The organism is Eremococcus coleocola DSM 15696 (genome assembly GCF_000428865.1).
GTDB classification, from domain to species: Bacteria; Bacillota; Bacilli; order Lactobacillales; family Aerococcaceae; genus Eremococcus; species Eremococcus coleocola.
On record NZ_AUAT01000046.1, the window covers coordinates 1 to 2557 of the forward strand.

Genomic DNA, 2557 nt, shown 5'->3' on the forward strand with positions numbered 1-2557 from the left:
CACCGACGTGATCGTAGGCGACAAGGGTGACGAAGAGAACGTGCCAATGCCAACAGAAGACGGTTCTTCATTCGAAGGCGAGTTGGAATACCCAGAAATTCCAGGCCTAGAACCAGATGAAACTGGATCTGAGTTTGACCCAAGCTTACCAGGAGCGAAATCAGCTAATGTGAATGGTTCGAAAGGTGAATCAGTAAATTCTGTATCAGATAAGGAAAAACTCCCTGAAACAGGTGAAGAAGCATCCGCATTCTTCACACCAGCGACATTAATGATCCTCGCAGGATTAGGGTTAGTAGCAAGTGGTAAAAAACGCGAACAAGAATTCTAAGTTATGCTTGATTTATAGAGTTAAGCCAATTCCTTAGAACTTCTTTGGAAGTTAAATGACGACCGCCTAGCGGTCGTCATTTTTTTTGTTTAGCTTATTTTGTTTCGAGAGCCTTAAATGGTTATAGTTTAACTAAGTCCCATATGGTTCACCTAGCCGCTTCACCATACTCCCATGTCATAAATGTTTGACGACTCTAGACTTTAACACTATCTGCATCTGGCTTAGCGTAAAATAATTGTTGGTGTTTTTCAGGCAAAAAAATAACCCTCTGCTATACTGTAAGTAAGCGAAAAAAATACAGAAAGTGAGAGGGTTATTCATGAACATTTTACCACAAATCGGAAACTAAATTGGTGTGATGATGACAAAATTGTATGAACAGGCAATTCACGGAGAGCTCAATTTTTCCACTTGCATCGAACAGATTCAACAGAATATGCGAGCTCTTTCGATTAAACTGTGTGAGGACTTGTTTCAAACGATTGAAGAACATATTTTTGAAAGCCCTCAAAGACGGTGTCACTACCGTGTGCATCGAAGTCATGACCAGAAAATCATGTCGACGTTGCTTGGAGAAGTGACCCTTACAAGGCGTTATTATCAACATAAGGCCAATGGAGATTACACTTATTTATTGGCTGACTTTCTGTTCATTACGCCTCATCAGCGCATTGATCTCCATCTGGAAGCCGCCCTCTATCAAAGTGCGACGGAACAATCTTATCAAAAAACGGTTCAGCTTTTTCCTCACGTAGGCATTCATAGCCGTCAGACGGTCAAAAACATTGTGCATCGCTATTCCCCTGACTCCTTGACGCTTCCAACTAAGGAAAAGCGAGAGGCAGCGTGTTTGTATATTGAAGCGGATGAAGATCATGTGGCGTGTCAGGATGGGAAAAATCGGCAGATGCGATTGGTGTATGTCCATGAAGGTTATGAGTCGGATACCGAGGAGAGTAACCGTCTAAAATTAAACGTGAGCCGACGATTTACCGGATTGTACGAGGATAGTGAAGAAATATGGGAAGATGTCGCTTACTATCTCGACCAACAATATGATTTAAAAGCAACCCCTACCGTGTTTTTAAGTGGAGACGGGGCGAGTTGGATTCGAAAAGGGTTGGACTATTTGCCCCCACAAACCCAGTTCGTCCTGGATCCGTACCATACCATGAAATACCTTCGTCAAGCGTGTGTGGGCATTCCCACTAAGGAACTGTATGGGACGCTACATGAGTGGCTTTATAGCGGAAAGAAAGGCTATTTAAACGATTACTTTAACGTTCGAATGGAGGATCCTTTCATTACGGATTCAATGAAAGCCACGCTTCGGAAAAGTCGGCACTATCTTCTAGGGCATTTTGACGCCATTCAAAGACAACGCGATTCCCAGTACATCGGATGCAGTGCAGAGGGGCACGTGAGCCATTATTTGAGTAAACGATTGAGTTCTAGACCGTTGGGGTGGAGTAAGACGGGGGCAGAAAACATCGCCAAAGGCCGGATATACGTTTTAAATGGTGTAGACCTCAAAACCTGGGTATTCCGTCAAGCGGAAGAAGTAAAGCGAGAACGACGGGTGGAAAAATTGGATGGACGGATTGGACGAAAATATGTCGAGCGCTATAATTGGGAGGTTAAGATTCCCCTACTGCATTATTCTAATCGGACCCGGAGTCGGCAGGGGTTTAATACTTTGAAGGGTTATTGCCAAACTTTTTGAGGGCAATCATCGACCGTTTGAGAAGGGCGCCAGCTTCGATCCTTAAGAGGAAAATAGGAAAAGACTCCATCCCTCAAAAAGTATGGCAGAGAAAAACCAACAATAATTTGACACTATCGCCCAGCAGAAAATCCCGACAGATGGAACAGTTTATGCTAAAATGTTATATTGACGACTTCTTAAGATTTGATTAAGATGAAGAAGACAATAGAGAGGGGATGGCTAAGTGGCAAAACTCTATTTCATTGAGGATTAATTTAGCCACTCATGTCATTAAAATTAATGGCAAAATAAAACACCTCTAGGGTATACTTTGAATAACGACAAACAAAGGAGAACCCTCGTTGTTGTAGTATTCAATATAGTCTTCTATCGTTTGTCTCAATTCTTCATAAGAGTTAAATGTGTGACCATAATAAATTTCTTGCTTTAAGATGCCAAAGAAGTTTTCCATGATGGCATTATCTAAACAATTCCCTTTACGAGACATACTCTGAAAT

At 42.1% G+C, this 2557-nt stretch carries 3 protein-coding genes; 2 read left to right on the forward strand and 1 reads right to left on the reverse strand.

Annotated elements, in window-relative coordinates; genetic code table 11:
- Positions 1 to 331, forward strand: a 331-nt coding sequence (locus tag G396_RS0108520; protein ID WP_028125704.1) for an LPXTG cell wall anchor domain-containing protein, incomplete at its 5' end; no start/stop codon positions are given.
- Between the two features lie 361 nt (positions 332 to 692).
- Complete coding sequence (locus G396_RS0108525) at positions 693 to 2057, forward strand: ISLre2 family transposase (protein ID WP_081683579.1); 1365 nt, start codon at positions 693 to 695, stop codon at positions 2055 to 2057.
- Positions 2058 to 2358: 301 nt separating this feature from the next.
- Here G396_RS0108525 and G396_RS10650 read toward each other — a convergent pair.
- Positions 2359 to 2557, reverse strand: a 199-nt coding sequence (locus tag G396_RS10650) for an IS3 family transposase (RefSeq protein WP_155857448.1), incomplete at its 5' end; no start/stop codon positions are given.